The sequence below is a fragment of the Streptomyces mayonensis genome (assembly GCF_018982965.1).
In the GTDB taxonomy this organism is placed as follows: Bacteria; Actinomycetota; Actinomycetes; order Streptomycetales; family Streptomycetaceae; genus Streptomyces; species Streptomyces mayonensis.
The window spans coordinates 1-23,241 of sequence record NZ_JACBYP010000126.1 but is presented as its reverse complement, the minus strand read 5'-3'; the positions used below and the strand labels follow the sequence as shown (position 1 = coordinate 23,241).

Below are 23,241 nucleotides of genomic sequence, written 5' to 3'. Positions count from 1 at the left end.
GGAGGGGTAGGGGCAGGCGAGGGGTAGGGGTAGCGGTAGGACCGGTTCCTTTCTCCCGGCTCCGCGGTGTCCCGCGAGCGTCCCGCGCGGACTGGCCGGTGCGGAAGTGACCGGCGTTACCCGTCGTCGGCTCTGGACGGCCCTGTCTACTCGCCGGTACGGTTGGACTCTGAGCAAGCGCTTAGACATTCGTACCCTGGAGGTGGCGCGGTGCGCCGTACGGTGTTCAACGAGGACCACGAGGCGTTCCGGGAGACCCTGCGCGCCTTCATCGAGGCCGAGGTCGTCCCCGTCTACGACGAGTGGTTCGCCGCGGGCCAGGCGCCGCGCGACTTCTACTACAAGCTCGGCGAACTGGGCATCTTCGGCATCAACGTGCCCGAGGAGTACGGCGGCGCCGGCCTGGACAGCCACAAGTTCGAGGCCGTCCTCTACGAGGAGACCGCCCGCGCGGGCGTCCAGTTCGGCGGTTCCGGCGTGCACGTGCTGCTGGCGCTGCCGTACATCAGCATGCTGGCCACCGACGAGCAGAAGAAGCGCTACCTGCCGAAGTTCGTCACCGGCGAGGAGATGTGGGCCATCGCGATGACGGAGCCCGGCACCGGCTCCGACCTCGCCGGCATGAAGTCCACCGCCAAGCTCTCCGAGGACGGCACCCACTACGTCCTGAACGGCGCCAAGACCTTCATCACCGGCGGCGTGCACGCCGACCGCGTCATCGTCTGCGCCCGCACCGAGGCGCCCACCGCCGAGGACCGCCGGCACGGCATCTCCCTGTTCGCCGTGGACACCAAGTCCGAGGGCTACTCCGTCGGCCGCAAGCTGGACAAGCTCGGCCTGCGCACCTCCGACACCGCCGAGCTGGCCTTCGTCGACGTCAAGGTCCCCGTCGAGGACCTGCTCGGCGAGGAGAACAAGGGCTTCTCCTACCTCGGCCGCAACCTGGCCTCCGAGCGCTGGGGCATCGCCTACGGCGCCTACGCGCAGGCCAAGGCCGCCGTCGCCTTCGCCGCGCAGTACGTGCGCGAGCGCACCGTCTTCGGCAAGCCGGTCGCCCACTTCCAGAACACCAAGTTCGAGCTGGCCGCCTGCCAGGCCGAGGTGGACGCCGCCGAGGCCGTCGCCGACCGCGCCACCGAGGCCCTGGACGCCGGTGAGCTGACGCCCGCCGAGGCCGCCAGCGCCAAGCTGTTCTGCACCGAGGTCGCCCACCGCGTCATCGACCGCTGCCTCCAGCTGCACGGCGGCTACGGCTACATGAACGAGTACCCGATCGCCCGCCTGTACGCGGACAACCGCGTCAACCGCATCTACGGCGGCACCAGCGAGGTCATGAAGATGATCATCGCGAAGGACATGGGTCTGTAGAGACCGCTACCAGCGGAACCACCGCGAACAGCAGCAGATCCACCGGATCACGGAGATCCCCGGAACCACCGGAACCACCGGAACCAGCAGAATCACAGGCCATGAGCGAAGCCCTGCAGTCCCTCCTCGACCTGCTCGACCTCGAGCGGATCGAGGAGGACATCTACCGCGGCCACTCCCGGTCCGCCGTCGTCCCCCGCGTCTTCGGCGGCCAGGTCGCGGCCCAGGCCATGGTCGCGGCCGGCCGCACGGTCCCCGAGGACCGGCACGCGCACTCCCTGCACGCGTACTTCCTGCGGCCCGGCGACCCCGGCGCGCCCATCGTCTACGACGTGGACCGCCTGCGCGACGGCCGCTCCTTCACCACCCGCCGTGTCGTCGCCGTCCAGCACGGCAAGCCGATCTTCACCCTGTCGGCGTCCTTCCAGACGTACGAGGAGGGCCTCGACCACCAGGCCCCGATGCCGCCCGCACCGGACCCGGCGACCCTCCCCACCGGCGAGGACCGGCTGCGGAGCTACCCGCACCTGCCGGCCGAGACGGTGGAGCGGTTCCTCGAGGCGCGGGCCGCGGTCGACCTGCGCTACGTCGACGACCCGCCCTTCGGCGACTTCGGCACCCCGCGCGACCCGCACTCCCAGGTGTGGTTCCGCACCAACGGCAAGCTCGCGGACGACCCCCTGCTGCACGTCGTCCTCGCCACCTACGTCTCCGACATGACCCTGCTCGACTCGGTACTGCTCGCGCACGGCCGCGGCGGCTGGGCCGTCGGCGACGTCGTCGGGGCCTCGCTGGACCACGCCATGTGGTTTCACCGGCCCTTCCGCGCCGACGAGTGGCTGCTGTACGACCAGCAGTCGCCGTCCGCGTCCGGGGGCCGGGGGCTCGGCCAGGCCCGCATCCACACCCGGGACGGACGCCTCGCCGTCTCGGTCGTCCAGGAGGGCGTGGTCCGCGTCCCCCGGGAACGCTGAGGGGCGTGGTCCGCGCCCTCCCGGAACGCTGACGGCGGGCCTGGCGGCCGGGCGGGCCAGGGCGGGGTGCGGGCCGAGTGGGCGTGCGGGCGTGCGGGCCGAGCGGGTGGGAGGGAAAGGCCGGGGCCGGGCTATTTCAGCCCTGCCTCCGTCAGCAGGTACGCCGTCATCGGGTCGTAGTAGCGCGGGCTGACCACGTGGTCGTCCAGCGGCACCGCGACCTGCAGCGTGCCCTCGGACTCGGCGAGGAAGAGGGCCGGGTCGTTGCAGTCCGCGTAGCCGACGGAGGCGACGCCGTGCTGGGCGGCGTAACCGGCCCAGCCGTGGTCGGCGACCACCAGGTCGGGCAGCGGGCGGCCCGCGCGCTCCAGGCCGGTCAGGATCGCCTTCATCGGCTCGCCCGAGTGGGTGTGCCACAGCGACGCCCCGTGCTCCAGGACCGAGACGTCCGCGAACTGCTGCACGTACCCCTCCTCGGTCGTCAGGCCCTCCGGGATCACGACGATCTCGCAGCCCGCGGCCCGCAGCGCGGCGGCCGTCGCGCGGTGCACGTCGAGCAGCCCGCCGGGGTGACCGGTCGCGAACAGCACCCGCTGCCCGCCGTCGGCCGCCTTGCGCAGCCGCCCCGCCATCCGCTCCAGCGCGGAAAGGGTCAGCTCCGGGTCGATGGTGTCCTGGCCGTACCGGTGCTCGGGGTCGTCGTTGACGCCCACCCGTTCCGCCATCACCGCGAGCACGTCCTGCTCGTCGCCCCAGCGGTCGCCCAGCTCCAGACCGAGCCAGTAGTGGCGGTCGCCGTTCGCCAGCTTGCGGTAGTGGGAGAGGTTGTTCTCGCGGGGAGTGGCGACGTCGCCCGCGATACGCGTGCTGACGAGGTGCTCGGCGAGTTCGGCGCGGCTGGGTGTCCCGGGTATCGGCATGGCTCCATTGTGAGGCAGCGGCCTGTGGGCGTCTTCGGCACGTCCCACGCCGTTTCCTCCGGTCGCGACGTCCCACGCCGTTTCCTCCAGTCGCGGGAACGCATATGGACTGAATGTACATTTCACGCCCGCATTCCGGCCTCCTAGTCTTCGAGCAGGCCGGCGGCCGAGCGCGGGTCGACCGTCCTCCCATCGGGCCCCGACCGGGCCCCGACCCGGCCCCGACCGGGCCCCACCGGCTGTCCCACCCCGCCAGTACAGTCGGACAGCAGCTGTACATACGCGACGAAGCGTAAGAAGGAAGGCAGTGCATGAGCAGCAACGAGCCGCCCCGCGGCCCCGTCGACTCCTCCAGGATCCCCCGCTACGCCGGCCCCGCGACCTTCGCCCGGCTGCCCCGCCTGGACGAGGTCGGCAGCGCCGACGTCGCCGTCGTGGGCGTGCCGTTCGACTCCGGCGTCTCCTACCGCCCCGGCGCCCGCTTCGGCGGCAACGCCATCCGCGAGGCCTCCCGACTGCTGCGCCCGTACAACCCGGCCCAGGACGCCTCCCCCTTCGCCCTCGCCCAGGTCGCCGACGGCGGCGACATCGCCGTCAACCCCTTCCACATCCACGAGGCCGTCGAGACCATCGAGGCCGCCGCCGACGAACTCCTCGGCACCGGCGCCCGCCTGATGACCCTGGGCGGCGACCACACCATCGCCCTCCCGCTGCTGCGCTCGGTCGCGAAGAAGCACGGCCCGGTCGCCCTGCTGCACTTCGACGCCCACCTGGACACCTGGGACACCTACTTCGGCGCCGAGTACACCCACGGCACCCCCTTCCGCCGCGCGGTCGAGGAAGGCGTCCTCGACACCTCCGCCCTCTCCCACGTCGGCACCCGCGGTCCGCTGTACGGCAAGAAGGACCTCACCGACGACGAGAAGATGGGCTTCGGCATCGTCACGTCCGCCGACGTCTACCGGCGCGGCGCCGACGAGGTCGCCGACCAGCTCCGCCAGCGCATCGGCGACCGCCCGCTGTACGTCTCCATCGACATCGACTGCCTCGACCCCGCCCACGCCCCCGGCACCGGCACACCCGAGGCCGGCGGCATGACCTCCCGCGAACTGCTGGAGATCCTGCGCGGTCTGGCCTCCTGCAACCTGGTCTCCGCCGACGTCGTCGAGGTCGCTCCGGCCTACGACCACGCCGAGATCACGTCGGTCGCCGCCTCCCACACCGCGTACGAACTGACGACGCTCATGTCCCGCGGGATCGCGGAGGCCCGTACGAAGTGAGCTGCGGCCGTGGGGCCGCCCGCTTCCTGGCGAGTGTCGTGCGGGCGGCCGTAGGGCAGCGGGGGCGCGGTGGGCCGGTGGTGGCGGCCCGTGGGTGAGGGGAAGGGGCTGAACTCCCCCTTGAGCAGGGGAGTTCAGCCGCCGTGAGGCCTACCAGATCTCGGACACCCACTCCGGGTGGTCGATGAACGGGTTGCGGTTGTGCTGGTAGTCGTCGTAGATGACCTGGTTGCGGTTCTCCTCGAACGCGTCCGGCGGGTCCTCGTCGTTCCACTGCTTCAGCACGTCGAGCTTGCCGATGTACGGGGCGCTGCCGTTGTCGACGCTGCCGTTGACCTCCAGGTCGGCGAAGCCGTCGTCGCCCTCGTAGCGGACCGCCATGTAGAAGATCATGCGGGCCACGTCGCCCTTTACGGCGTCGCGGGGCTCGAAGGAGTCCGAGTCACTGAGGCTGCCGCCGCCGTTGCTGACGGGGCTGCCGCCGTTGTCGAAGTCCTTGTTGCCGCGGGCGCTGTTGACCTGGACGTCCGCGGGGCGCAGGTGGTGGACGTCGGTGCCGGGGCCGGTGGCGGTGCCGAAGTCGCCGTGGGACTTGGCCCACGTGTGCTCGCGGTTCCAGTCGCCGGTGTCGCCGCCGTTGAGCGACTTGCTCCGGGAGTCGCCCGAGTAGAGCAGGATCACGTTGCCGCTGTTGTCGGGGTCCTCGTCGGTGTCCTTCAGCGCGTCCCAGACCGCCGAGTACGACAGCTTCGTCTGGTCGCTGATGATCGTGTGGAGCGAGGACTTGAGGCTGTCGCCCGTCTTGCCGACCGCGTCCTTGTAGTACGTGTCGTCGTAGTCCGTGTTCGCCGTCGTCACCGGTGTCGACGGCGTCGTGACCGGTGCCGTGGCCGCCGTCGCCGGGCTCGCCGTCAGTGAGGGGGCGGCGAGTCCGGCGAGGGCCGCGGCCGTGGCCAGCGCGGCCGCTTTCCGGCGCCGGGTGCGTATCGCGAGCATGTGGGGTGTCCGATCTACGCGTGTGGATTGAACGGTGGAACGAGCGTGACATGGACATGTGGGAGGTGGGGTGTACAGAGCGTGTCGATTACGTGACGGCGGCCCCCGGGCCGGGGAAGTCCGGGGGCCGCCGTGGCGGTTGGGGCTGGTGGCTGTTGTGGGGAAGCGGTTAGTCGGATGATCCTTCTGGTGGGAGGTTCAGGGGTCAGTCCACGTCCGCGGGGTCGAGGCGGTAGAGGCCCGACGCGCTGTCCGACTGCGAGCCCTGCGAGCCCGACCCGGAGTTGGAGGTGTCGGAGGTGTCGGAGGTGTCGGACGAGGTGCCGCCGTACTCGGTCTCGTCGACGGCCGTGCCGTGTTCCTGGACCCACTCGCTCACCTCGGAGCTGACGCCGGAGCCGCCGCCCGGCCCGCCGCCCATGCCCCCGCCGACCTGGACGTAGTGCAACTCGCCCTTCTTCACCAGCTCCTTGAGCCGGGCGAGGGTCATCGCGTTGTCGCTGCCGGACCAGCCCCACATGGAGATGACCGGTTCGCCGCTGCTGAGGATGAGTTGCGCGGCGCTCTGTGAACTCGACACGGCCAGCAGCCACTTGGCACCGTCCTGGTGCTTCTTCAGGTACGCGACCAGTTCGGTGCTCGCACCGCCGCCCATGCCGCCGCCGCCCATGCCTCCGCTGAGGCCGGCGGCGCCGCCCGGCTGCCCGCCCGTGCCCGCCTCCGCGTCGCCGTCCTCCGGCGCGGTGCCGTTCGGAGGTGTGGCGGTCGAGGCGCCCGCGTCCTCGGAGGCCCGGCCGCCGCCCGGGAAGGAGCCGCCGGGGCCGCCGCCCGGACCTCCCTGTCCGCCGCCCTGCGGCTGTCCGCCCGGACCCCCGCCGGGCCCGCCCATGCCGCCGCCCGTGGAGGGGCCCGCGGTCGGGTTGGTCCCGCCCATGCCGCCTCCGGAGCCGGACGGCACCGACCAGGCGTACGCAGCCGGACCCGCGACGCCCGCGACGACGGCCGCCGCCACGGACACCGCCAGCAGCCGCACCCGGTGCCCCGGACGGAAGGCCAGCAGCCCGGCGACCGCCAGGGCCATGACCCCGGCGATCGACGGCCACAGCCAGCTGTTCCAGCCCGGCGCGCGGCGCAGCAGCACGACCGCCCAGAGGCCGGTGACGCCGAGGGCGAGCGGCAGGACCCACGCCCAGCGGCGGTCGGTCCGGAAGGCGCGCAGCAGCATCGCACCGCCGCCCCCGCACAGCGCCGCGATGCCCGGCGCGAGCGCGGTCGTGTAGTACGGGTGCATGGTGCCCTCGGCCATGCTGAACGTCAGGTAGTGCAGCAGCGTCCAGCCGCCCCACAGCACGAGTGCGGCCCGGGTGAGGTCGGTGCGGGGCGCCCGGCCGCGGAGCACCAGGCCGCCGGCGAGCGCGATGCCCGCGAAGGGGAGCAGCCAGGAGATCTGGCCGCCGAGGACGTCGTTGAACATCCGCCCGATGCCCGCGGTCCCCGAGAAGCCGCCGCCTCCTCCGCCCATGTTGCCGTCGCCGCCGAGGATCCGGCCGAGTCCGTTGTAGCCCAGGATCAGGTCCCAGGCGGTGCCGTCCGTCGAACCGCCGATGTACGGCCGCTCGGAGGCCGGCACCAGGGACACGGCCGCCGCCCACCAGAAGCTGGCGACGGCGAGGGCGACGGCGGCGAGCGCCAGGTTCCGGAGCCGCTTCGTCCAGCCGAGGCCGCTCGCGTACACGTACACGAGGAAGACCGCCGGCAGCGCGATCCAGCCCTGGAGCATCTTCGTGTTGAAGGCGAGGCCGAAGCAGACCGCCGAGCCCAGCAGCGGCAGCAGCCGCCCGTCGCGGGTCGCGCGCAGGCCGAGCGCCGCGCCGGCCACCATCAGGAACACCAGGAGCGTGTCCGGGTTGTTGTCCCGGTTGATGGCGACGGTGATCGGTGTGAGCGCCAGCACCAGCGCGGCGACCGCCGCCGCGCCGTGGCCCCACACGCGCCGCACGGACGCGTGCAGGATCCAGATCGTCGCCAGCGCCGCACCGATCAGCGGCAGCATCATCTGCCAGGTCCCGTAGCCGAAGAGCCGGCAGGACAGGCCCATGACCATCAGGGCCAGGGGCGGCTTGTCGACGGTGAGGAAGTTCCCCGCGTCCAGCGAGCCGAAGAACCACGCCTTCCAGCTCTCGGTGCCGCTGAGTACGGCAGCACTGTAGAAGCTGTTCAGCCCGGACCCGGACAGGTTCCAGGAGTACAGCAGGGCCGCCAGGGCGAGGATCGCGAGCAGCGCGGGCCTCGACCACCGGGGCGGGCCGGCGGAGGGGGCGGGGGCGGGCGGCTCGGTGGCCGCGTGCGGGAGAGCGGTGGCAGATGTCACCGGGCCACCGTCTCCACGGCCGATGGGCGAGGGCTGTGGTCCGCCTGGGCGGAGGCTGTGAATCGCGGATCGAGGGGCTCGCCGGTGCGGGGCCGGAGGCCGGCCGCAGCCGGGTCGGGCGGTCGGGTTGTACGGTCACGCCGCCGGCCGGGCGGTGGTCCTCCTCCGGGTGCGGCGGTCGGCGACGAGCATGAGGACCAGGCCCGCGACCGCCCACAGAGCCAGGACGAGTGCCGGTCCGCCCGCGCCGGTGCCGTCGAAGTAGGCGTTGGCGCGCAACAGGCTGCCCGAGGCGCCCGGGGGCAGCAGCTGTCCGAAGGCGGACCAGCCGTCGGGCAGCCAGTACGGGCCGGTGGGGAGGCCGGAGAGCGGGTTGCCGAGGAACATCGTCACCGCGGCCCCGGCGCCGAACCCTGCGTAGCCGAACAAGGACTCGAGCCCCAGGAAGGGGATGGCGAGTGCGGCCATGCCGAGGGCGAGACCGAGCGAGGTCACCCAGAAGGCGCCGTCGAGCGTGCCGGTCCCGAAGGTGAGGACGGCGCTGACGGCGGCCCCCGCCGCGAGCGCGAAGGCGACCACCCCGGCGAGCCGGGTGCGCAGCCTGGCGTGCCCGGGGAAGACCTGGAGCAGGACGACCGCGGGGAGCATGCCACCGAAGACCATCGGCAGAGCGGCAGCGGTGAGTCCGGCTCCCCGCGGGTCGTCCTCCGGGAACGGCACGAGTTCCTGGACGGTGGCGGTGACGTGCTGCTGGGCGGCGAGCCGCTCGCCGAGTCCGCTGATCGCGGCGGTGATCTGCGGTCCGCCCGCCGTCGCGGTGAGGACGGTGACCCCGTCGCGGCCGAGGGCGATGCCGCCGGCGGCGTCACGGTTCCTGACGGCGTCGGCGAGGGCCTCGGAGTCGTCGTACACCGTGATGTCCCACGCGTCGCCGTCGAGCCTGTCCTGGACGGTCGGCGCGGCGGGACCGGTGACGCCCAGCGGGGCGTGATGAGGGCCGCCGTTGACGGACGGGAGGGCGAAGGCACACAGCATCAGGGCGATCGCGGCGGTCAGGCCGACGACGACCGCCACGAGTCGGACGACGGGCTTCCGGCCGCCCGGTGGCAGGGCGGAGGAGGCGGAGGGGGCGCCGCCGTCCGGTTCCGAGGCGGCAGGAGTGGTGATGTCGGTGGACATGGCAACCGTTCCGGAAAGGCCCTCCCCCCTCACGGCCACGGTGGAGGAGAGAGGGCGGCGGGAGGGGCAGAAGCATTGAGGTGCAGGGGTGCAGGGGTGCAGGGGTGCAGGGGTGGTTGGGGTTTTCGGGGTGCACGGGGCGCGGCCCGGCGGGGGCGTGCGCGGTGGACGCAGAGGTCAGTCGGTGGCGTGCTGGTGACGCCGTGCCCTCACTATATAACTCATCGGGCGATTAGTTCATCAGGTGATGATTAATTGGGTCGGAAACCGCCGGGCATCATGGGGGCCATGAACGGCATCGGTGGTGTGCGTGAGGCGGGCGGTACCGGCCGCGGGCGGACCGGGGCGAAGGCCGTGGCGGTAGCCGGGGGCAAGCACGCCGGGGGACGGCGGCCCGGGGAGACCCGCACCCGGGAGGCGATCCTGGACGCCGCCCGGGCCTGTTTCGCCGAGCGCGGTTTCGACGCGACGAGCCTGCGCCGCATCGCCGAGGCGGCGGGGGTGGACCAGTCGTTGGTCCACCACTTCTACGGCACGAAGGAGAGCCTCTTCCTCCAGGCGCTGGAAGTGCCGTTGAAGATGCCCGAGGTCATCGCCGCCGCCGCGGAAGGCGGACGCGAGGAAGTCGGGGAACGCATGGTCCGCGCACATCTCACCCTGTGGGACGACCTCTCGACGCGTCCCGCGCTCATGACCATGGTGCGTTCGGCGTCCGTGCACCGCGTCGCCGCCGCCCGGCTGCGCGAGACCGCGACCACGATCCTGGCGGACGCGCTCAGCAAGGTGGTCACGGGGGACGACGCGGTGCTGCGGTCGAACCTGGTCGCCACCCAGCTCGTCGGACTCGCGATGATGCGCTACATCGCGGTCCTCGAGCCCTTGGCGTCGGCCGACACCGACACCGTGGTCCGGTACTACGGCCCCGCGCTCCAGGCGATCGTGGAGGGGTGAGGCGCCGACGGGCGGGCGGCCGCACCCCCGCGGCGCGGACCGGAACCCCCGTCCTTCGAAAAGCGGCCAACTCCCGTCCACCCCTTCGCCCTAGGGTGACGGCCATGCGCCCGAGAACCCTCCGTACCGCCCTCGCCACCCTCACCGCTGGACTCGCGGCGGCCGGCTGCCTCACCGCCGCCGGACCGGCCGCCGCCCAGGGAAGCTCTCCGGGGGACCCCCAGCGGCACGCCTGCTCGCCCTCCGTCGACCTCGCCGGCTTCTCCGACGTCCTCGACAGGACGACGTACGACGGCACCTACGTCGGCAACCTCTCCGCCCTCGCCCCCGACCGGCGCGGCACCCTGGCCGCGCTCGCCGACCGCTCCTCCCTCTTCCGGCTGGACGCGCGGACCCTGGAGCCGCGGGGCGTGGTCGCGCTGGCCGACGAGGAGGGCGCCGCGCTCGACTCCGAGGGGCTGGTCGTCGACGGGGACGGCACGTACCTCGTCTCCTCCGAGACCGAGCCGTCCGTCCGCCGGTACTCCCGCACCGGGAAGATCCTCGACCGCCTGCCCGTGCCGGGCGACCTCCGCACCGCTCCCGGGGGACGCGCCCGGGAGAACGGGAGCTTCGAGGGGCTGACCCTTCTGCCCGGCGGCCGCACGCTGCTCGCCTCGATGGAGTACCCGCTCGACGGCGACCCCGCCGACCTGGTCCGCTTCCAGACCTGGCAGCGGACGCGGGACGGCGGCTTCCGGCTCGGGGCCCGGTACACGTACCGGACGGACGCCGGTCTCGGCGTCTCCGAGGTCACCGCCCTGCCCGACGGGCGCCTCCTCGTCCTGGAGCGGGGCTTCACCTCCGGCGTCGGCAACACGATCCGCCTCCACGTGGCCGACCGCCCCGGCCGCGGCACCCCGCGCGGCACCCTGCTCCACAAGCGGCTCCTCGCCGACCTCGGCGACTGCCCCTCGCTCGGCGCCACCGCCCGGCAGCCCCAGCCCAACCCGCTCCTCGACAACTTCGAGGGCATGGCCGTCACCGGCCGCTCCCGGGACCGTACGGACGTCCTGATCGTCAGCGACGACAACCAGAACGACGTGCAGACGACCCGCTTCCTCAGGCTCCGCGTGCGTACGTGAGCGATCGCCGCCCGTGAGCGGTGCCCCGAATTGTTACAGCGGGATGAAATCCCACCTCGCCCGTGTTGGTGCCTTCCGGTAGATCAGGTGGAGCAGGACGACCGACCGGAGGGCACCGCGTGGACGCGCAACGGGGATGGACACGACGACTGGCGGCGTACGCCTGGCGCCATCCCAAGGACGTCGTACTGGCCCTCGGCGCCTCGCTGGGCGGCATGGCGGTCATGGCCCTCGTCCCCCTGATCACCAAAGTGATCATCGACGACGTGATCGGCGCCAAGACCCGGGACATGGCCCTCTGGGCCGGTCTCCTCGTCGGCGCCGCGGTCGTCGTCTACGTCCTGACCTACCTCCGCCGCTACTACGGCGGCCGCCTCGCCCTCGACGTCCAGCACGACCTGCGCACCGACATGTACGGGACGATCACCCGGCTGGACGGGCGGCGGCAGGACGAGCTGTCCACGGGGCAGGTCGTGGGACGGGCGACCAGCGACCTCCAGCTGATCCAGAGCCTGCTCTTCATGCTCCCGATGACCATCGGGAACGTCCTGCTCTTCCTGATCTCCCTGGTCATCATGGCCTGGCTGTCGCCGCCGCTCACCCTCGTCGCGCTGGCCGTCGCCCCCGCGCTCTGGTTCATCGCCCGCCGCAGCCGCACCCGCCTGCACCCCGCCACCTGGTACGCGCAGGCGCAGGCCGCCGCCGTCGCCGGTGTCGTCGACGGCTCGGTGAGCGGCGTACGCGTCGTCAAGGGCTTCGGGCAGGAGGAGCAGGAGACCGGGAAGCTGCGGGAGGTCGGACGCCGGCTCTTCGCCGGGCGGCTGCGGACGGTCAGGCTGAACGCCGCCTACACCCCGGCCCTCCAGGCCGTCCCCGCGCTCGGACAGGTCGCCATGCTCGCCCTCGGCGGCTGGCTGGCGGTGCGCGGCCACATCACGCTCGGCACCTTCGTCGCCTTCTCCACCTACCTCGCCCAGCTCGTCGGCCCGGTCCGCATGCTCGCCGTGGTCCTCACCGTCGGCCAGCAGGCCCGCGCCGGCACCGAACGCGTCCTGGAGCTGATCGACACCGAACCCGCGATCCAGGACGGCACGAAGGTGCTGCCGGCCGACGCCCCCGCGACCGTCGAGTTCGACGACGTCGCCTTCGGCTACGACACGGACGTCGAGGACGGCCGCCCCGTCCTCGACGGGCTCTCCTTCGAGATCCGGGCCGGCGAGACGCTCGCCGTCGTCGGCTCCTCCGGCTCCGGCAAGTCCACGGTCTCGCTGCTCCTGCCGCGCTTCTACGACGTGCGGCGCGGCGCCGTCCTCGTCGGCGGCCACGACGTGCGCGAACTGACCCTGGACTCGCTGCGGGCCGCCGTCGGGCTGGTGCCCGAGGACTCCTTCCTCTTCTCCGACACCGTGCGCGCCAACATCGCCTACGGCCGCCCCGACGCCACCGACGAGGAGATCGAGGCGGCGGCACGGGCCGCGCAGGCGCACGGGTTCATCGACGACCTGCCCGACGGGTACGCGACGACCGTCGGCGAACACGGGCTCACCCTCTCCGGCGGCCAGCGCCAGCGCGTCGCCCTCGCCCGGGCGATCCTCACCGATCCCCGGCTCCTCGTCCTCGACGACGCCACCTCCGCCGTGGACGCCCGCGTCGAGCACGAGATCCACGAGGCGCTGAAGCAGGTCATGCGGGGCCGCACCACCCTCCTCATCGCCCACCGCCGCTCCACCCTCGGCCTCGCCGACCGCATCGCCGTCCTCGACCGCGGCCGCCTCGCCGACCTCGGCACCCACGAGGAACTCCAGGAGCGCTCCGCCCTCTACCGGCGCCTGCTCACCGACCCCGACGAACTCGGCGGCGTCTCACCCGGGCACACCCGCCCCGCCGTGAAGGCCGAGCAGGCGGAGGACACCTCCGTACGGGACGAACTGGACGCCGAGTTCGACGCCGAGCGCGGGCTCACGCCCCGCCTGTGGACCGGCGACCGGACCCCGAAGGACACCGCCCTCGCGGGCACCCCGGCCACCCCCGAACTCCTCGCCCAGGTCGACGCACTGCCCCCGGCGGACGGCACCCCCGACATCGACGAGGCACGGGCCGTCCAGCCGGAGGACTCCTACGGCCTGCGCCGCCTCCTGCGCGGCTTCCGCACCCCCCTGCTGATCAGCCTCGCCCTGGTCGCCGTGGACGCGGGCATGGGCCTGCTGCTGCCCGTGCTGATCCGGCACGGCATCGACGAGGGCGTCACCGAACTCGCCCTCGGCGCGGTCTGGGCGGCCTCCCTGCTCGGGCTGCTCGCCGTACTCGCCCAGTGGACGGCGCAGACCGGTGAGATCCGCATGACGGGCCGGACGGGCGAGCGCATCCTGTACTCGCTGCGGCTGAAGATCTTCGCCCAGCTCCAGCGGCTCGGACTCGACTACTACGAGCGCGAGCTGACCGGCCGGATCATGACCCGGATGACGACGGACGTGGACGCCCTGTCGACGTTCCTGCAGACGGGCCTCGTCACCGCCTTCGTCTCGCTCGTCACCTTCTTCGGCATCCTCGTCGCGCTGCTCGTGATCGACGTACAGCTGGCGCTCGTCGTCTTCGCGACGCTGCCGCCGCTGATCATCGCCACCTACTTCTTCCGCCGGGCCAGCGTGAAGGCCTACGAGCTGGCCCGCGAGCGGGTGTCCACGGTCAACGCCGACCTCCAGGAGTCGGTGGCCGGACTGCGGATCGTGCAGGCCTTCCGGCGCGAGCACGACGGCGGGCGGCGGTTCGCCGAACGCAGCGACGGCTACCGGCGGGCCCGCATCCGCGGGCAGTGGCTGATCTCGATCTACTTCCCGTTCGTGCAGCTGCTGTCGTCCGCCGCCGCCGCGGCCGTACTGGTCGTGGGCGGCGGGCGGATCGACGACGCGACGCTGACGACCGGCGCGCTGGTGGCGTACCTGCTCTACATCGACCTGTTCTTCGCGCCCGTCCAGCAGCTCTCCCAGGTCTTCGACGGCTACCAGCAGGCGTCCGTGTCCCTCGGCCGCATCCAGGAACTGCTGCGCGAGCCCGCCTCGACCCGGACCGCCGACGAGCCCTCCGGGGTCACGTCCCTGCGCGGCGACCTCGCCTTCGAGGGCGTGCACTTCCGGTACGGCGACGAGGAGGAGGCCCTCACCGGCATCGACCTGCGCATCCCGGCCGGGCAGACCGTCGCCTTCGTCGGCGAGACCGGCGCGGGGAAGTCGACGCTGGTGAAGCTGGTCGCCCGGTTCTACGACCCGACCGAGGGCCGGGTCACCGCGGACGGGCAGGACCTGCGCACCCTCGACCTGACCGCCTACCGGCACCGCCTCGGCGTCGTCCCGCAGGAGGCCTACCTCTTCCCCGGCACCGTCCGGGACGCCATCGCCTACGGCCGCCCCGACGCCACCGACGCCCAGGTGGAGGCGGCGGCACGGGCGGTGGGCGCCCACGAGATGATCGCCACCCTCACCGGCGGCTACCTCCACGAGGTCGCCGAGCGCGGACGCAACCTCTCCGCCGGGCAGCGCCAGTTGATCGCGCTGGCCCGCGCCGAGCTGGTCGACCCCGACGTGCTGCTCCTCGACGAGGCCACGGCCGCCCTGGACCTGGCCACGGAGGCGCAGGTCAACCAGGCCACCGACCGCATCGCGGGACGCCGTACGACGCTCGTCGTCGCCCACCGGCTGACCACGGCCGCCCGCGCGGACCGCGTCGTCGTGATGGCCGACGGGCGGGTCGCCGAGGACGGCACGCACGAGCAACTCCTCGCGCTGGACGGCCGGTACGCGCGCCTGTGGCGGACCTTCGTCGGAGCGGCCGAACCGGAGGAGCCGGTCGGCGCGGTGCACTGACGCGCCGAGGCAACCCGGGAATCCGTGGACGTCCGGGCAACCCGGGACGGGCACGCTGCGTCCGTACATCCGTACGCCAGTGATCGCGCGAAGCCGGTCGACGGGCCGTACGCCAGTGATCGCGTGAGGCCGGTCGACGGGCCGTACGCCAGTGATCGCGTGAGGCCGGTCGGTACGCCGTACGCCGGTTGACCGCGCGACGGACGAGAACGGAGGGACCGCAGTGGGTCGAGCCGGTGCCGCAACCCGCCGTCGGCCGGTGCTCGCCACGGCCCTGCTGTGCGCGTCCGCGCTGCTGGCCGCCGCGATGCCGCAGGAGGCGCACGCGGCCACCGCGTCGGCGTGTCCGGGCCGCAAGGTGCGCACGCTCCCGTTCGCCACCGGGTCCGTGCTCGTCCACCGCAGCGGCAGCTACGTCTGCGCCGTCGCCGTCCCCGACGAGCCCGGCACCAAGCGGCAGATGTCCGTCGGCGTACGCGCGCGCGGCGGCCGGGCCGTCGTGGACTCGGGGAGCTTCGCCCACCGGGCGGGACCGGTGACCGTGCACGCCGGGAAGCGCTGCGTGTGGGTCACCGGCGAGGTGTCCGGGAGTTCGGTCAGCTCCGGCTGGATCCTCTGCTGACCCTGGTGTTCCCGGGACTTGCTCCGATAGCTTCCGGCGGACATCTGTTTCACAGGGAGGGTGCATGCGCAAGGCGCTCAGATGGCTGCTGGCGCTCGTGGTGCTGATAGGCACCGTCAGCACGGCGGGCGCGGCAACAGCCGCCGAGCCGAAGGCCGTCGACATCAAGGACCGGCTGCTGTCCATACCGGGCATGAGCCTGATCGAGGAGAAGCCGTACACCGGCTACCGCTTCTTCGTCCTCAACTACACCCAGCCGGTCGACCACCGGCACCCGTCCAAGGGCACGTTCCAGCAGCGGATCACCGTGCTGCACAAGGACGCCGACCGCCCGACGGTCTTCTACACCGGAGGCTACAACGTCTCCACGACCCCCAGCCGGCGCGAGCCGACGCAGATCGTGGACGGCAACCAGGTCTCCATGGAGTACCGCTACTTCACCCCGTCGCGGCCCGCGCCGGCCGACTGGTCCAAGCTGGACATCTGGCAGGCCGCCAGCGACCAGCACCGCATCTTCAAGGCCCTCAAGCCGCTGTACGAGAAGAACTGGATCTCCACCGGAGGTTCCAAGGGCGGCATGACCGCCACCTACTACGAGCGCTTCTACCCGCGCGACATGGACGGCGTCGTCGCCTACGTCGCCCCCAACGACGTGGTGAACAAGGAGGACTCGGCCTACGACCGCTTCTTCGCCCGCGTCGGCACCAAGGAGTGCCGCGACAAGCTCAACGGCGTGCAGCGCGAGGCGCTGGTGCGCCGGGCGCCGCTGGAGAAGAAGTACGCGGCGTACGCGGAGGACAACGGCTACACCTTCGACACCATCGGCAACCTCGACCGCGCCTACGAGGCCGTCGTCCTCGACTACGTCTGGGGCTTCTGGCAGTACAGCACCGTCGCCGACTGCGCGGACATCCCGGCCGACGCCAAGAACGCCAGCGACGAGGCGATCTGGGACTCCGTCGACACGATCTCCGGCTTCTCCGCCTACACGGACCAGGGCCTGGAGACGTACACGCCGTACTACTACCAGGCGGGCACCCAGCTGGGCGCGCCGACGATCCACTTCCCGCACATCGAGAAGAAGTACATCCGCTACGGCTACCAGCCGCCGCGCAACTTCGTGCCCCGTTCGATCCCGATGAAGTTCGAGCCGTGGGCGATGCGGGACGTCGACACGTGGGTGAAGCACAACGCCCACCAGATGCTGTTCGTGTACGGCCAGAACGACCCGTGGGGCGCCGAGCCGTTCCGTCTCGGCCACGGCGCGCGTGACTCCTACGTGTTCACCGCGCCCGGCATGAACCACGGGGCCAACGTCGCCGGTCTGGTTCCCGACCAGAAGGCCAAGGCCACGGCCCGCATCCTCGACTGGGCGGGCGTCGCTCCCGCCAAGGTCCAGGACGACCCGTCGGCGGCGAGGCCGCTGGCGACGTTCGACGCCAAGCTGGACAAGCGGGACGTCGAGCGTGAGGCGGCGCTGCGTCCGTAATCCCGGGGACCGGGTAACGCACGGGGACGTGTGACGCCCGGGACGTGTGGCGTCCGGGACGTGTGACACCCGGGACCGTGCCCGGCCGCCGCTCACAGCGGCCGGGCACAGCCCACCGGCCGTTCGCCGCCCAGGCTGACGTACAGGGCGGTGGCGGCCGGGCACGCGGAGCGCTCGGCGACGGCCCGGACGATTTCGTACTGCGGCTTCTTCTCGCCCCCGGCGTCGCACGCGGTCTCGTGGACCCTGCCGTCCCCGGCGTCGCGGACGCAGTCGCCGACGATCGTGCGCGGGCCGCCCCCGCCGCCCGGGTCACCGGGGTGCGGCGGCCGCAGCTTCCGCATGCAGGCGTACCCCCGGGGCACGGCCCCGTCGCCGTCCTCGTCGGCGGACGGCCGCCGTTCACTGATGTGCAGGACGAAGTCGGTGGTGGCGGGACACGGCGGTCCGCTGCTCGCGCGGCCGTCCTCGCGGGCCACGACGCGCGCCGCCGCCCGCCCGCTGTCGCACGGCACCTCGGTGAAGCCGACCGTGCCGGACGAGCTGCACTCGTCGACCGCCAGGAACACCGTCCCGTACCCGGACGGCCGGCCCGCGGCCGACGTCGCCGCCGACACCGGCCGCCGCCCGTCACCGTCGTCACCGTCGTCACCGCCGGCCAGCCCCTGACAGCCCGTCAGCAGCGCCGCACCCAGCACCGCGAACAGTGCCGCGACCAGTGCCGACAGCGCACACCTCGCCCCCGAGGCCCCTCGCTCACGCATCGCCGTCCCCCCGCACCCGCCGGGATCCCCCCGGACCCCGGTCCAGCGTGGCCCGCCGGAGCGGGCGCACGCCAGACGCGCGGGAGGCTTTGGGTTCGAGCGCCGGGCGCGCCCCCGGCGCGTGACGTAGCCCGCGCTACGACCGGCGGCGAAGGCTACGACCGGTAGGCCAGCCCGTGCCCCAGTGGGTAGAGCACCGTGTTCGGGTCGTCCGCGGCGACCACCGGCACCGGCAGCTTCCCGCGCGGCCGCACCCGCCCGGCGATCACCCGGGCCGCCGCCCGCACCTCGACGTCCGTCCAGGAGTAGGCGGCGAGAACGGCCGGCACACCGGGCAGCTGGGCGACGTCGTACGGGTTGCGGACGGCGACCGCGACGACGGGCTTCCCGGTCTCCAGCAGCCGTGCGACCAGGGTGCGCTGGCCGCTGTCCGCGGTGACGTCGTACGTGGCGACGACCACCGCGTCGGCGTCACCGGCCGCCGCGACGGCCCGCTCGACGACGGCGGCGGACGGCGCGGTGCCGGTGGACAGGGCGGTGGCCGTGAAGCCCAGTTCCGCCAGGGCGTTCGCGAGGACACCGGTGGGCGGCCCGGTCGTGCCCGACGGCGAGGCCGGGTCGGCACCCACCACCAGCAGCCTGCGGTGCTCGCGGCGCGAGAGCGGCAGCAGGTGCCCCTCGTTGACCAGCAGGGTGGTGGTCCGCTCGGCGATCCGGTCGGCCGCGGCCAGGTGGGCCCGGGTGCCGACGGTCCGGTCCACGTCCCGGCGCGTGGTGTACGCGTCCCCGAACAGGCCGAGCTTCGCCTTCAGCCGCAGCACGCGCAGGATCGATTCGTCGAGCCGCGCCTCGGTGAGTTCGCCCTCCCGTACGGCGGTCAGGACCGCGTTCCAGGCGAGCGGCAGGTCCGGCGGGTTGAGCAGCTGGTCGACGCCCGCCTTCAGCGCCAGCACGGGCACGCGCTCGTCGCCGTACTTGGTCCGTACGCCCTGCATGCCGAGGGAGTCGGTGACCACGACCCCGTCGTAGCCCAGCTCCTCGCGGAGGATGCCGGTGAGGATGGGGCGGGAGAGGGTGGCCGGGTCGCCGGAGTCGTCGAGTGCGGGGACCATCAGGTGCGCGGTCATGATCGCGTCGATGCCGGCCTCGATCGCCGCGCGGAAGGGCGGCGCGTCCAGCTCCTCCCACTGCGCGCGGCTGTGTGTGATGACGGGGAAGCCGGTGTGGCTGTCCGTGGCGGTGTCGCCGTGCCCGGGGAAGTGCTTGGCGCACGCGGCGACCCCGGACCGCTGGAACCCCGTCACCTCGGCCGCCACCAGCTGGGCCACGGCCCCGGGATCCGAGCCGAAGGACCGTACGCCGATCACCGGATTGGCCGGGTCGACGTTCACGTCGGCGTCGGGGGCGTAGTCCTGGCGGATGCCCATCGCGCGCAGCTCGGCGCCCGCGATCCGGCCGAGGGTGCGGGCGTCGGAGTGCGAACCGCCGGCGCCGACGGCCATGGCGCCCGGGAAGAGGGTGGCGGGTGCGCCCACGCGGGCCACCGCGCCGTGCTCCTGGTCGGTGGAGATGAGCACGGGCAGACCGCGCGGCTGCTCCAGGGAGGCCTTCTGGATGCCGTTGGACAGCTCGGCGATCTGGTGCGGGTCGCGGGTGTTGTGCGCCCAGGTGAAGTAGATGATGCCGCCGACCCGGTACTCGGCGACCAGCTCGGCCGCGGTGCGGACGCCGATCTCCTCCAGGTTGGCGTCGACGTCGGCCTGGTCGGGGTCGGTGGCGGAGTGGCCGTAGACCCGCATGACGAAGAGCTGGCCGACCTTCTCCTCCAGCGTCATGCGGGAGACCAGGGCGCGCAGCTTGTCGTCGTCGGGTCCGCGGGCGTCGGCGTGCGCGGTGCCGCTCCCGGCCGCGAGGGCCGCGCCGGCGACCGCGGTGGCGGTGAGGACGGTGCGTCTGGAGGGCTGTGCGGTGCTTCCCGTGCCGGCCGTGCTGCTCTGGTGCACGTGCGCTCCTTCCGGAGGGCTGGAGAGCTGGTGAAGGAAACTTCCAAGAAGTCACCAATATCCGGGAAGTTTTCGCCAGTCAAGGGACCGCACACGAGTGGCCGGGGGCGGTGTGGCGGGAGCGGTGCGGCGGGGTCCGGGCCCGTCCGGGCCGCCGCCGGCACGAAGGAGGGTTCGCGCCGGCGGCGGCGTGCGGCCGGGCCCGGTGCGGCAGAGAGGGAGGTCGGCGTTCGCAGCCGGCGGCGAGGCCGACACCGCACCGTGAGAACTCACCCGGCAACGCGCGCATTGGACGCCCGGAGGAGCACGGCGGTTCCCGGCGGCGCCGTGTTTCCCGGGGCGGCGGGCGGGGCGGCGTGAGCCGTCCGCGCTCCGGGTGCCTCCCGGCGTGGTGGGGCAACCTGGCGTGGTCAGGCGGGCTGGCCCAGGGGGCGCACGGTCAGCGTGTTGAGGTCGACACCCGCCGGTTGGCCGAGGGCGAAGCAGACGGCCTCGGCGACGGGCTGGGGAGGCAGGGCGAAGGGGGGAACGTCGGCGCCTTGCCAGAACGGGGTGTCGATCATGCCGGGGTTGACGAGAGTGACCCCGATGCCCCGGGTCGTGGCGTGCAGGCGCAGGTTCTCGGCGAGTCCGGTGGTGGCCCACTTGGTGGCCGAGTACAGATTGGCGGGGGAGTTCTTCAGCCCGGCGACGCTGCCGATGAGCACCAGCCGTCCGCCCGTCGTCTCGAGGTGGGGCAGGGTGGCGTGGGCCAGCAGGGCGGGGCCGAGGACGTTGGTGAGGACCATGGGCGACCACCGGGTCGGGTCGCCGGCTCCGATGGAGTCCCCGGACATGAATCCGGCGTTGGCGACCGCCGCGTCGAGGGCACCGAAGTGCGCCACGGTGCGGGTCACGGCCGACTCGGTGGCGTCCCAGTCCGCCGCGTCCGCGATCAGGCCGAGGAGCCGGTCGGGGTGGCCCGCCTCGTCGAGGAACGCCTTCAGCCTGCCCTCGTCGCGGCCGGTGACGGCCACCCGGTGGCCGCGGTCGAGGAGCAACCGCGCGGTGTGGGCGCCGATACCGCTGGTGGCGCCGGTGATCAGTACGGTCTTGGCGGCAGTGGGCCTGGTCATGGTCGTACTCCTGAGGTGTGGGTGCGGGGTGGGGGGGAGTCGGCGAGGACGGGGGGAGTCGGCGAGGGCGGACGGCCGCCCCGATGAAGGCGAAGGGTGCCGGTCGAGTCCGCCGAACCCCACGAAACCGGGCCCGTGGAAGGCGGACAAGGTCGCGTTCATGGGGGGTACGAACGCGACCTCCCTGTCGCCCGGACCTCCTGGGTACCGTGGACGAATGGAATCTCCGCCCGCGAACCCCACCGGTGATCACCCGGACCACCGTGCGGAGATCCGCGACTTCCTCGTCAGCCGGCGCGCGAAGATCGCCCCGGAGCGGGTCGGACTGCCCACCGGCCGACGCCGACGGGTTCCCGGACTGCGGCGCGAGGAGGTCGCGGCCCTCGCCGGCGTGAGCACCGAGTGGTACACACGGCTGGAGAAGGGCCACATCGGCGGTGTCTCCGAGGAGGTGCTGGAAGCGGTCGCGCGGGCACTGCTCCTCAACGAGGACGAGCGTGCCTACCTGTTCGATCTGGCCAGAGCGGCCCGCCCCGCCCGCCGCAGGCCGCACCGCCGCAAGGACGTCGGGATCCCGCCCTCCGTCCAGTGGATGGTGGACTCCATGACCATGGCCCCCGCCTTCGTACGCAGCGGCCGGCTGGACATCGTCGCGAGCAACGTGCTGTGCAGGGCCCTGTACTCACCGATGTTCGACAGCGGCACCACCAGCGACCGGGGCTGCGCCAACTTCGCCCGCTACTTCTTCCTCGACCCCGGCTCCCGCGACTTCTTCGCCGACTGGGAGGACGGCGCGAGGGCGACGGTCGCGGTGCTCCGTGCCGAAGCCGGACGTGAACCCCACGACCGGCCGCTGCGCGAGCTCGTCGGCGAACTGTCCACGCTCAGCTCAGACTTCCGCACCATGTGGGCCAGTCATGACGTCCGGCTCCGGCACGAGGGCACCAAGCGGCTGGACCATCCCGAGGCCGGCCGGCTGGAGATGACCTTCCGCCACCTGGACCTGCCCCTGCCAGGGCGGGCCGTCCACGACCTCATCGTCTACACCGCGGAGCCGGGCACCCCCACCGAGGACCGCCTCAGACTCCTCGCCAGCTGGAGGGCACCGCACGCCTCACCCACGGAACCGGTCCGCCCGCCCCACTGACCTCACGGGTGCGGCCCCGCCCGCCGTTCCCCCTCGGGAGCCCCGTACTCACGCCGCGTCGCTGAGCAGCCGGGAGAGGTGTTCGCGCCCCGCGCCCAGCAGCTCCGGCAGCGGGGCGGCCGACTCGTACCACCGCTTCTCGTACTCCCAGCACAGCCAGCCGTCCCAGCCGTGCCGCGACAGCACGTCCACCACCTCGGTCAGCGGCAGCACCCCCGCGCCCAGCGGCAGCGGGGTGGTGTCGTCGGCGGAGGCGATGTCCTTGACCTGCACGTAGCCAAGGTGCGGGGAGAGCGCGGCGTACGAGTCGGAGGGCTGCTCGCCGCCCAGCCAGGTGTGCATCACGTCCCACAGGGCGCCCACCCGGAGGTGCCCGACCGGCCCGAGCACGCGCATCGCGTCCGCGCCGGTGCGGTGGGAGTCGTGGGTTTCCAGCAGGACGGTCACGCCGCGCTCGGCGGCGTACTCGGCGGCGGTGCCCAGCCGCCGGGCAGCCGTGGCGTCGGCCTCCTCGGCCTCCTGCCCGGTGCCGCCGCCCGGGAAGACCCGGACGTACGGGGCTCCCAGGTTGCGGGCCAGGTCGAGCAGGCCGCGCACCTCGGCGAGCACCGGTTCGTCGTCACCGGGCGCGGCGACCCGCGCGTACCCCGCCACACCCAGTACCTCGACACCCGCCAGCCTGAACTGCTCGGCGACCGCGGCCCGTTCGTCCGGGGTGAGACCCGGATGCACCGGCTCCTCCGGGTGGGCGCGCAGTTCGACGCCGTGATAGCCGTACGTGGTGGCGAGCCCCAGCACGTCGGTCAGGGGCAGTCCGGGAACACCGAGAGTGGAGAACGCCAGCTTCATGCCCACGGAGCGTACCCGCCGACACGACGGCCACTCCTGACTCGGACCGTCCCGCGCGTCCCCCCCCGGTGGCGGCAGGGCGGGGGTGGCCTCCGCCCTGGTGCGGAGACGGGGGCGGGGGGGGGCCGTGGGGTTCAGGCCGGGGAGGGGGGCGCCCCACCCCCCCCCCCCCCCCCGGGGGCCGGGGGGGGGGGGGGCCGGGCGGCCCGCGCCCGGGGGGGCCCCGGGG

17 protein-coding genes are annotated in these 23,241 nt (G+C 73.0%); 9 read left to right on the top strand and 8 right to left on the bottom strand.

Going from position 1 to position 23,241, the window contains the following annotated elements:
* Window positions 1–210 precede the first annotated feature (210 nt).
* Complete coding sequence (locus tag HZS56_RS31970) at window positions 211–1,368, top strand: acyl-CoA dehydrogenase family protein (protein WP_216724308.1); 1,158 nt, start codon at window positions 211–213, stop codon at window positions 1,366–1,368.
* Window positions 1,369–1,469: 101 nt separating this feature from the next.
* On the top strand, window positions 1,470–2,342 hold the full coding sequence (locus tag HZS56_RS31965; RefSeq protein WP_216724307.1) for an acyl-CoA thioesterase: 873 nt from the start codon (window positions 1,470–1,472) through the stop codon (window positions 2,340–2,342).
* 131 nt (window positions 2,343–2,473) lie between these two features.
* On the opposite strand, the gene HZS56_RS31960 is transcribed toward HZS56_RS31965, so the two are convergent.
* A complete protein-coding gene (locus tag HZS56_RS31960) occupies window positions 2,474–3,262 on the bottom strand; it encodes a phosphatase (RefSeq protein ID WP_216724306.1) in 789 nt (262 codons plus the stop codon).
* Window positions 3,263–3,573: 311 nt separating this feature from the next.
* Here HZS56_RS31960 and speB point away from each other — a divergent pair, with 311 nt between their 5' ends.
* On the top strand, window positions 3,574–4,542 hold the full coding sequence (gene speB / locus HZS56_RS31955; RefSeq protein ID WP_216724305.1) for an agmatinase: 969 nt from the start codon (window positions 3,574–3,576) through the stop codon (window positions 4,540–4,542).
* 150 nt (window positions 4,543–4,692) lie between these two features.
* Here speB and HZS56_RS31950 read toward each other — a convergent pair whose 3' ends face one another.
* The 3 genes from HZS56_RS31950 to HZS56_RS31940 form a co-directional block, all read right to left on the bottom strand.
* Window positions 4,693–5,538 carry an endonuclease I family protein gene (locus tag HZS56_RS31950; protein WP_216724304.1) on the bottom strand — a complete coding sequence of 282 codons (846 nt, stop codon included), beginning with the start codon at window positions 5,536–5,538 and terminating at the stop codon, window positions 4,693–4,695.
* Window positions 5,539–5,743: 205 nt separating this feature from the next.
* On the bottom strand, window positions 5,744–7,909 hold the full coding sequence (locus tag HZS56_RS31945) for an ArnT family glycosyltransferase (protein ID WP_216724303.1): 2,166 nt from the start codon (window positions 7,907–7,909) through the stop codon (window positions 5,744–5,746).
* A 135-nt stretch (window positions 7,910–8,044) separates the two neighbouring features.
* Window positions 8,045–9,088 (bottom strand): hypothetical protein, encoded by a 1,044-nt coding sequence (locus HZS56_RS31940; protein ID WP_253915235.1) that lies wholly within the window; start codon window positions 9,086–9,088, stop codon window positions 8,045–8,047.
* A 288-nt stretch (window positions 9,089–9,376) separates the two neighbouring features.
* On the opposite strand from HZS56_RS31940, the gene HZS56_RS31935 reads away from it, so the two are divergent.
* The 5 genes from HZS56_RS31935 (at window position 9,377) to HZS56_RS31915 (ending at window position 17,134) form a co-directional block, all read left to right on the top strand.
* Window positions 9,377–10,039, top strand: a complete 663-nt coding sequence (locus HZS56_RS31935) for a TetR/AcrR family transcriptional regulator (RefSeq protein WP_216724302.1) — start codon at window positions 9,377–9,379, stop codon at window positions 10,037–10,039.
* Window positions 10,040–10,143: 104 nt separating this feature from the next.
* Complete coding sequence (locus tag HZS56_RS31930; RefSeq protein ID WP_216724301.1) at window positions 10,144–11,163, top strand: esterase-like activity of phytase family protein; 1,020 nt, start codon at window positions 10,144–10,146, stop codon at window positions 11,161–11,163.
* A 119-nt stretch (window positions 11,164–11,282) separates the two neighbouring features.
* Complete coding sequence (locus HZS56_RS31925) at window positions 11,283–15,023, top strand: ABC transporter ATP-binding protein (protein WP_216724300.1); 3,741 nt, start codon at window positions 11,283–11,285, stop codon at window positions 15,021–15,023.
* Between the two features lie 223 nt (window positions 15,024–15,246).
* Window positions 15,247–15,645, top strand: a complete 399-nt coding sequence (locus tag HZS56_RS31920; RefSeq protein WP_216724299.1) for a hypothetical protein — start codon at window positions 15,247–15,249, stop codon at window positions 15,643–15,645.
* 64 nt (window positions 15,646–15,709) lie between these two features.
* Window positions 15,710–17,134, top strand: a complete 1,425-nt coding sequence (locus tag HZS56_RS31915; protein WP_216724298.1) for a S28 family serine protease — start codon at window positions 15,710–15,712, stop codon at window positions 17,132–17,134.
* 92 nt (window positions 17,135–17,226) lie between these two features.
* On the opposite strand, the gene HZS56_RS31910 is transcribed toward HZS56_RS31915, so the two are convergent.
* The 3 genes from HZS56_RS31910 to HZS56_RS31900 all read right to left on the bottom strand — a co-directional run bounded on the left by HZS56_RS31910 (window position 17,227) and on the right by HZS56_RS31900 (window position 21,016).
* Window positions 17,227–17,898 (bottom strand): hypothetical protein, encoded by a 672-nt coding sequence (locus HZS56_RS31910; protein WP_216724297.1) that lies wholly within the window; start codon window positions 17,896–17,898, stop codon window positions 17,227–17,229.
* A gap of 155 nt (window positions 17,899–18,053) precedes the next feature.
* The gene (locus tag HZS56_RS31905; protein WP_216724296.1) at window positions 18,054–19,901 is read right to left on the bottom strand and encodes a glycoside hydrolase family 3 protein; all 1,848 of its coding nucleotides are present in this window, start codon (window positions 19,899–19,901) and stop codon (window positions 18,054–18,056) included.
* Window positions 19,902–20,311: 410 nt separating this feature from the next.
* A complete protein-coding gene (locus HZS56_RS31900) occupies window positions 20,312–21,016 on the bottom strand; it encodes an SDR family oxidoreductase (protein WP_216724295.1) in 705 nt (234 codons plus the stop codon).
* Between the two features lie 217 nt (window positions 21,017–21,233).
* On the opposite strand from HZS56_RS31900, the gene HZS56_RS31895 reads away from it, so the two are divergent.
* Window positions 21,234–22,163 (top strand): helix-turn-helix transcriptional regulator, encoded by a 930-nt coding sequence (locus tag HZS56_RS31895; protein ID WP_216724294.1) that lies wholly within the window; start codon window positions 21,234–21,236, stop codon window positions 22,161–22,163.
* A gap of 48 nt (window positions 22,164–22,211) precedes the next feature.
* On the opposite strand, the gene HZS56_RS31890 is transcribed toward HZS56_RS31895, so the two are convergent.
* On the bottom strand, window positions 22,212–23,012 hold the full coding sequence (locus HZS56_RS31890) for a sugar phosphate isomerase/epimerase family protein (RefSeq protein ID WP_216724293.1): 801 nt from the start codon (window positions 23,010–23,012) through the stop codon (window positions 22,212–22,214).
* Window positions 23,013–23,241: the final 229 nt, after the last annotated feature.

What these genes read in the sequence shown, in the direction of transcription:
- HZS56_RS31965 (WP_216724307.1), top strand. Translation starts at nt 1,470, where the DNA reads ATGAGCGAAGCCCTGCAGTCCCTCCTCGACCTGCTCGACCTCGAGCGG.
- HZS56_RS31960 (WP_216724306.1), bottom strand. Translation starts at nt 3,262, where the DNA reads ATGCCGATACCCGGGACACCCAGCCGCGCCGAACTCGCCGAGCACCTC.
- speB (WP_216724305.1), top strand. Translation starts at nt 3,574, where the DNA reads ATGAGCAGCAACGAGCCGCCCCGCGGCCCCGTCGACTCCTCCAGGATC.
- HZS56_RS31950 (WP_216724304.1), bottom strand. Translation starts at nt 5,538, where the DNA reads ATGCTCGCGATACGCACCCGGCGCCGGAAAGCGGCCGCGCTGGCCACG.
- HZS56_RS31940 (WP_253915235.1), bottom strand. Translation starts at nt 9,088, where the DNA reads ATGTCCACCGACATCACCACTCCTGCCGCCTCGGAACCGGACGGCGGC.
- HZS56_RS31935 (WP_216724302.1), top strand. Translation starts at nt 9,377, where the DNA reads ATGAACGGCATCGGTGGTGTGCGTGAGGCGGGCGGTACCGGCCGCGGG.
- HZS56_RS31930 (WP_216724301.1), top strand. Translation starts at nt 10,144, where the DNA reads ATGCGCCCGAGAACCCTCCGTACCGCCCTCGCCACCCTCACCGCTGGA.
- HZS56_RS31915 (WP_216724298.1), top strand. Translation starts at nt 15,710, where the DNA reads ATGCGCAAGGCGCTCAGATGGCTGCTGGCGCTCGTGGTGCTGATAGGC.
- HZS56_RS31910 (WP_216724297.1), bottom strand. Translation starts at nt 17,898, where the DNA reads ATGCGTGAGCGAGGGGCCTCGGGGGCGAGGTGTGCGCTGTCGGCACTG.
- HZS56_RS31900 (WP_216724295.1), bottom strand. Translation starts at nt 21,016, where the DNA reads ATGACCAGGCCCACTGCCGCCAAGACCGTACTGATCACCGGCGCCACC.
- HZS56_RS31895 (WP_216724294.1), top strand. Translation starts at nt 21,234, where the DNA reads ATGGAATCTCCGCCCGCGAACCCCACCGGTGATCACCCGGACCACCGT.
- HZS56_RS31890 (WP_216724293.1), bottom strand. Translation starts at nt 23,012, where the DNA reads ATGAAGCTGGCGTTCTCCACTCTCGGTGTTCCCGGACTGCCCCTGACC.